The organism is Natronococcus sp., assembly GCF_047921035.1.
Taxonomy (GTDB): Archaea; Halobacteriota; Halobacteria; order Halobacteriales; family Natrialbaceae; genus Natronococcus.
On record NZ_JBLRWX010000146.1, the window covers coordinates 1 to 6306 of the forward strand.

At 68.1% G+C, this 6306-nt stretch carries 8 protein-coding genes and 2 pseudogenes; 4 read left to right on the plus strand and 6 right to left on the minus strand.

Going from position 1 to position 6306, the window contains the following annotated elements; all coding sequences use genetic code 11:
• Positions 1 to 244: pseudogene (locus ACNA7R_RS18755) on the plus strand (hypothetical protein); the annotation flags it as partial.
• Positions 245 to 486: 242 nt separating this feature from the next.
• On the plus strand, positions 487 to 1242 hold the full coding sequence (locus ACNA7R_RS18760; protein WP_416285041.1) for a hypothetical protein: 756 nt from the start codon (positions 487 to 489) through the stop codon (positions 1240 to 1242).
• A 29-nt stretch (positions 1243 to 1271) separates the two neighbouring features.
• Here ACNA7R_RS18760 and ACNA7R_RS18765 read toward each other — a convergent pair whose 3' ends face one another.
• Positions 1272 to 2627: an MFS transporter gene (locus tag ACNA7R_RS18765; RefSeq protein ID WP_416285042.1), complete on the minus strand. Its 1356-nt coding sequence runs from the start codon at positions 2625 to 2627 to the stop codon at positions 1272 to 1274.
• A gap of 107 nt (positions 2628 to 2734) precedes the next feature.
• On the opposite strand from ACNA7R_RS18765, the gene ACNA7R_RS18770 reads away from it, so the two are divergent.
• Together ACNA7R_RS18770 and ACNA7R_RS18775 are read left to right on the plus strand one after the other, a co-directional pair.
• Positions 2735 to 3952, plus strand: coding sequence for an amidohydrolase family protein (locus ACNA7R_RS18770; RefSeq protein WP_416285043.1), 1218 nt, complete (start codon positions 2735 to 2737; stop codon positions 3950 to 3952).
• Positions 3953 to 3984: 32 nt separating this feature from the next.
• Positions 3985 to 4143 (plus strand): annotated as a pseudogene (locus ACNA7R_RS18775) (ASCH domain-containing protein); the annotation flags it as partial.
• A gap of 9 nt (positions 4144 to 4152) precedes the next feature.
• Here the strand turns inward: ACNA7R_RS18775 and ACNA7R_RS18780 are convergent.
• The 5 genes from ACNA7R_RS18780 to ACNA7R_RS18800 form a co-directional block, all read right to left on the minus strand.
• Entirely contained in the window at positions 4153 to 4467 is a 315-nt protein-coding gene (locus ACNA7R_RS18780) for a zinc ribbon domain-containing protein (RefSeq protein ID WP_416285044.1), read from the minus strand.
• A gap of 73 nt (positions 4468 to 4540) precedes the next feature.
• On the minus strand, positions 4541 to 5122 hold the full coding sequence (locus ACNA7R_RS18785) for a hypothetical protein (RefSeq protein ID WP_416285045.1): 582 nt from the start codon (positions 5120 to 5122) through the stop codon (positions 4541 to 4543).
• 116 nt (positions 5123 to 5238) lie between these two features.
• Entirely contained in the window at positions 5239 to 5586 is a 348-nt protein-coding gene (locus tag ACNA7R_RS18790) for a glutaredoxin family protein (protein WP_416285046.1), read from the minus strand.
• A 72-nt stretch (positions 5587 to 5658) separates the two neighbouring features.
• A complete protein-coding gene (locus ACNA7R_RS18795; RefSeq protein ID WP_416285047.1) occupies positions 5659 to 6126 on the minus strand; it encodes a DUF6691 family protein in 468 nt (155 codons plus the stop codon).
• The coding region (locus tag ACNA7R_RS18800) for a YeeE/YedE family protein (RefSeq protein WP_416285048.1) at positions 6126 to 6306 on the minus strand (181 nt) is incomplete at its 5' end. The genes ACNA7R_RS18795 and ACNA7R_RS18800, both read right to left, overlap by 1 nt.

Genomic DNA, 6306 nt, shown 5'->3' on the forward strand with positions numbered 1-6306 from the left:
GTGTGAGGATAGGTCGTTCGAGATGGCGGTATCGGAAATCCCGGTCAGGACATCGCCGCGCTGGGGCGGGGGGCTGGCGGTCAATCCGCTGGGGCTCCTGCTGTTCCTGGCGCTGGTCGCGCTCGGGCTCCTCTCGCAGTTCGGCCTCTTCTCGCTGGGCACCCTCCCGCGGCTCGTCCGGGCCGTTCCGGGGCTCGTACTGCCGTCGGGTCGCCGTCGCGACGATCCCGGCGCGGCGAGGTAACGCGAGTCCGACCGAGCGCGGCTGTACCGAACCCCTCGCGGCGGTCGACGCTCGGGAAGCGGGCGGTTCCCGACGGATAACGGACGGCTACCGACGAAAAATCGCCCGAGGGAGTGCTTACCTGTGCCCGCGATCGGCTCGCGTGCGGTCGCGTCCCCGTTCGGACAGTTCGGCTGTGACAACGCAACGCGTCCGCGGAATGGGGTGGCTTACTTTGTCGGTACCCCGAACAGACTCGAGCGATGACGTTCGTCGAAGACCGACTCGCGAGACAGCTCGTCGACGGCGAATCGGTACGGGTTCTCGAGACCGGTTCGTTCCTCGGAGAGCCCGGCTCGGGTTCGGTGATCGTCGGCCTCACCGATCGGCGCGTGCTCTGCCTCTCGGAGGCGGGCGCGTTCGCGAGTATCGGATACGAACACGTCAGTTCGGTTCGGAGCCGACCCCGAACCCGGTTGGAGTACCGGTTTCGAACCGACGACGCGCTGCTGGTCGGGGCCGCCGGAGCGCTGCTGGCGACGATCGGGATCCTCGTCGCGATCGGGGCCGCCGCGGGCGCGGAACCGGTCGGAGGCGCGATCGCGACGTCCCTCGCGGCGGTCGCCGCGACGACTATCGCAGGGACCCGTCGGGCCCGCCGAGCGAACGGGCTCGAGCGGGCGATCCGACGGAGTCTGGTCGTCGCCGGCGCCCTCGTCGTCGCGTCGATCGTCGCGCTCGCGGTCCTCCTCTCGACGATCCCCTTCTCGCTGCTCGCGGCCGCGACCGTCGTCGGGCTGGCGAACCTCGCCTGGACGCCCCGATTCGTCGCCGCGTTCGACCGCACCGGACTCTCGCGAACCCGCGGTACCGAGCTGACGATCGCGACGGTCGACGGGCAGACGGTGCGACTCCTCCTCGAGGCCGACGCCGACCTCGGCCGGGAGCTCGGCGCCTCGCTCGCTCGAGCCGACGCGGGCTCGCCCGATCGGCTCTCGGTTCGACCGACGTCGGAGTGACCGCCGTCGCCGATCCGGGACGGGAGTCGTCACCACTCGAACAGCGCGTTGCGACCGTGGCTCCGGACGAGGATCAGGAGGAACGTCGCGACGCCGGTCAGCGCGAACGCTCCGCCGACGTAGAACACCGAGGCCATGCTGAGTTCGTACATGAGCCAGCCGCCAAGCAGCGGCGCGATCACGCTGCCGGGCCGCCAGACGAGTTCGCGGATGCCGAAGCTCGAGGCGACGCCGCCGTCGTCGGTCCCCTCGTCGGCGAACAGGGCCATACTCGCCGGTTCCCGGAAGCTGTCCGCGACGCCGAGCAGCCCCGAGAGCGCCACGAGCGGGAGGAACGCGGGCGAGACCTCGCCGAACAGCGAGAGCTGCGCCGGGAGCGACTCGAGGGGGAGCCAGGCTGGGAGCGTCGCGCCCGCGAGGACGGCGGGCACCGAGACGACGAGTTCGGCGGGAACCCCGAGTGCGGACCCGATCGCCGGCGAGAACGGAACGGCCAGCGCGACGAGGCCGTAGGCGCCGCCGCCGGCGAAGACGAACAGCGCGCGCCCGTAGGCGTCCGAGAGCCGACCGGTAAACGGCTGACAGCACATGTTGGTGAACTTCTCGGCGACGACGGTGAGCGAGACCGCGAGCGCGCCGTAGGCCAGGCCGCCCTGGGCCGCGGAGACGCCCGCGAAGATCGGCACCCACGTCCGCACCAGCGTCACGGCGAAGGCGTACTGGAAGCGAAACGACGAGATCGTCAGCAGCCGGCGGTTGAACGCGAGGTCGGCGAACGGAAAGCCGTGGACGCGCGTGTCGTCGGGCTCGAGCGAGAGGTACGTTCCGAGCCACGCGACGAGCATGATACAGACGATGATCGCGAAGATCGGACCGAAGCCGAACGCCTCGTAGAGCGAGCCGGCGCTCAGGCTGCCGAGGATCGAGGCGGCGAAGCTCGCGGCGTTTGCCTTCCCGATGTAGTTCGCCCGCGTCTCGAGGGTGGCGATCTGGCCGACCAGCGAGAGGCTCATCAGTCCGGCGCCGGTGACGGCGATCCCCTGGAGCGCGCGGACAGCAATAAAGGAGGCGCTCGAGTCGACTAGCGGGAACAGCGCGTAGACGCCGACGCCGAGTCCGAGGACGCCGAGCAGGACGAGCCGCTTGTCGAAGCGGTCGCCGGCCCAGGCGAGCGGAACGACCGCGAACGTCTGTGCGAACGTGAAGCCGGTGGTGTAGAGCCCGACGATGAGGCCGGCGCCAATCGTGATCCCGAAGACCGTCGTTCCGCTCGGATCGAGTTCGTTGATGTAGTAGGGCAACAGCGTGATGAGCGTGATGAAGCCGAACCCCTCGGCGAAGCGGGCGAGATACAGCGTCCAGAACTGGAGTCGGTCCCCGGGCACACCGGTTCTCTCGAGGTCGAAGTGAAAGCTATTTCGAAGCGAAACCCGTCGGGACCGACAGGCAATAACGCGCAACTGCTAACCATCCCCATTGTGAACGTCCCGATATGCGAGTTATCGACGCGGACGTGGTCGTGACGGGCCGTGACGAACAGCCGCTCTCGGACGGACGGCTCGTCGTCGACGACGAGGGGCGGATCGACGCCGTCGGAACACAGGAGGACGTCGCCGCGCCGTCGGACGCCGCCCACGACAGCTACCCCGTGATCACGCCGGGACTGATCGACGCCCACGTTCACCTGCAGGGGACCCGGGAGATGAACCCGCTCGTCTGGGCCACCGAGTCCTCGGAGCTCGGCACCGCGCGGGCGACCGCGGATCTCCGGTCGCTGCTGGCGGCCGGCTTCACGGCCGTCCGAGACGTCGGCTCCTCGACGGGGTTGGGGCTTCGCGGGGCCGTCGCCGAGGGAACGATACCGGGACCGCGGGTGTTCACCAGCGGGCGGAGCATCAGCCAGACCGGAGGCCACGGCGACGCGCACTTCCTCCCCTACGAGTGGGCCGCGGACGGCGACGGCTCGCTGGCGACACTGGCCGACGGCGCCGACGACTGTCGCAAGGAGGCCCGCAAGCGGATCCGAGACGGCGTCGACCTCCTGAAGATCATGACGACTGGCGGCGTGTTGAGCGAGAAGGACACCCCCGACCAGAGCCAGTTCACCGACGCCGAGATCCGGGCGTTCGTCGAGGAGGCCCACCGGGTCGGAATCCCGGTCGCCTCCCACGCCCAGGGTGCGCCGGGGATCAAGGCCGCGCTTCGCAACGGCGTCGACACCATCGAACACGGGTTCTGGGTCGACGAGGAGTGTCTCGAGCTGTTCGCCGAGACGGGGGCGGTCTTCGTCCCGACGCTGTCGATCATGCATCGCTTGCTCGAGCACGGGGCCGACCACGGCGTCCCCGACTACGGCCTCGAGAAGGCCCGGAAGGCCAGCGAAGCCCACGTCGACTCCGTCCGGCGCGCCTACGAGGCCGGCGTCCCGATCGCGACGGGGACGGACTTCCTCGGCCCCGAACTGGTCCCTCACGGCGAGAACGCCCTCGAGCTCGAGCTGTTCGTCGAGGAGGTCGGCATGAGCGAACACGAGGCGATCCAGGCCGCGACCCGGGTCGCCGCCGAGACGGTTCCGGACGACGATATCGGGACGCTCGAGGTCGGCAACCGTGGCGACGTCCTCGCGCTCGTCGGCGATCCCCGCGAGGAGATCGAGGCGGTCCGGGACCCCGAGACGGTGTACGTCGACGGGGAACCGGTCGGGCTGTAAGGCACTCGAGTCACCGATACCACTATTGGCCGGTGACCGAACGCCGGCTGGGCGAGCTCACCGACGAGGACGCCCGCGCGGAGGGGTCGGCGGATCTCGAGGCCTACAGGCGACGGATCGAACGCACCCACGGCACCGAGTGGAACGACGAGAACACCGCGGTTCTCCACCGGTTCGAACCGGTTTCCTGATCCCGACCGTCAGGGCCCCGAGAATCGAGCCAGACACTCCGGACAGTACTGCTCGTCGACGCCGTTCGATTCTCCGCAGGTCGGACACCCGCCCCTCGAGCCCTCGGCGCGGTCGCCCTCGAGCCCGTTCGCCAGCACGGCGAGGACGTCGTCGTTCGGCGACGGCTCGAGGGTTCCCTGCTGTCGTAGCTCGAGGACGAGCGCATCGTCCTGCAGTCGCTCCAACCCCCGCACGAGCCCCAGAAAGAGGAGCGTCGGCGCGACCGTGACGAACGCCGCGAGCGCGAGTCGCCCGACGATCCCGTAGCTGCTCGGATCGTCCATACGGCGAGTACGGCGACGAAAAAGAAACGTCTACCGTCGGTCGGGTCTCGAGAAGCTCGCGCGGCCGGGAGGCTCAGTCGCTGATGAACTTGTTGTCCCGCCAGTTGACGCCGCCCTGGCTCGAGCTATGATCGCGGGGACCTTCGACGACCTCGATGTCGGCGGGGCGGGGCTCGCCCTCGACGATCCGGGTCGCCTCGAGTTCGCCGTCGTACTCGGCGATCGCCGTCAGGGTGCCCTTCTCGGCGGCCTCGGCGATCTCACAGAGGACGAGGAACATCTCGTACTGCAACAGGGAGTTCTGGAGGACGGTCTCGCGGTCGCCCTTGAACGCGGCGAACTCGACGAGCTCGGACTCGATCTCGTCCTCCTCGTCCTCGTCCCAGCGGAAGGAGTTGTGGCGCTCGTCGGGATCCTCCTCGTAGACCCGGTTCTCGGTAACGCTGGCTTTGAGCTGGGCGGTCGGCGTGTACTTGCTTACCGTCTCGTCCTCGGCGACGGCCTTCAGGATGAGCGTGTTGTTTCGCCGCGTGATCTCGACGTCCGAGACCCCGTCGGGGTACGTCGCCTCGTCGATGTGGTCGTGGAGATCTTCGAGGGGCAGTTCGAGGGTCGAATGAAGCCGATATACGTGTCTGGATTCCTCTGTGGACATAGTGGGGAAGGTGTGGAGCGGTCGCTGGTTCCTAGTACGGTCGCGTGGCTTATATGACCTGCTATTAAATTCGATTGCTTCGAAAAGGAATGAATTCAATTCGGTCGCGTCGCTAGTTATTCGTCGGCCTCGAGCGTCTCGGCCAGCTCGCCGCGCTCCTCGAGTTCGGCGAGGATGTCCGAGCCGCCGACAAACTCGCCGTCGACGAACGTCTGCGGGATCGTCTCCCAGCCGCTGTGGTCCTCGAGGGCCGCGCGGTACTCGTCGAGCGAGTCGAGGACGTCGACGGTCTCGTAGTCGTCGCGGTACTGGTCGATCAGCCCGAGCGCTCGGCGGGAGTAGCCACACTGTGGCATCAGTTCGGTCCCCTTCATGAAGAGGACGACTTCGTTGTCCTCGAGCACGTCGGCGACCTGTTCGTCGACTTCGTCCTGGTCGAGCCCCTGGTTCGGTGGAAAGTCCATACAGCGGGTACGGTCGTGACGCGGATAGACCTTACGTCCCCGGTTATCGCGCCGCGGTTCGACTCGGCGTCGTCAGTCGGCCGTCGACGCCGGGGCGTCGCCCTCGGCTCGGGTCGACCGCCAGTAGCCCTGGACGTAGGCGCCGAGGAACATACCGGCGATCCCGTAGAGGATCGCGACGTTCCCGATTCCGAGGCTGGCGTAGGCCGCGCCGGGACAGATCCCCGACAACCCCCAGCCGACGCCGAAGATGCCGCCGCCGAGGACGACGTTTCGGTCGAGGGTCTTCAGCCGGCGAGCGTAGGGTGCGCCGGTAAACGGTGCGTCGCTTCGAACGTACTTGATGCCGAAGAACGTGATCCCCGTCACGACCGCGGCGCCGAACATGACAAAGAGCAGCCCGAAGTCCTCGAACTGCAGGAAGTTCAGGACGATCTCGGGCTGGGCCATGTGGCTAAAGCCGAGGCCGAAGCCGAAGATCAGCCCGCCGACGAACACCAGCGGCATGAACAGCGGGTGTTGTTCGTGGTCGGCGCTCATTACGGGCTCACCCCCAGCGCCTGCACGAGCTGGGCGACCCCGATCGCGATCAGCAGGAACGTCGCGACACCGACGAGGGAGGCGCTCGAGGCCGAGCCCACGCCACAGACCCCGTGGCCCGACGTGCAGCCCTTCCCGACGCGGGTGCCGATTCCGATGAGAATCCCCCCGAGGAACAGC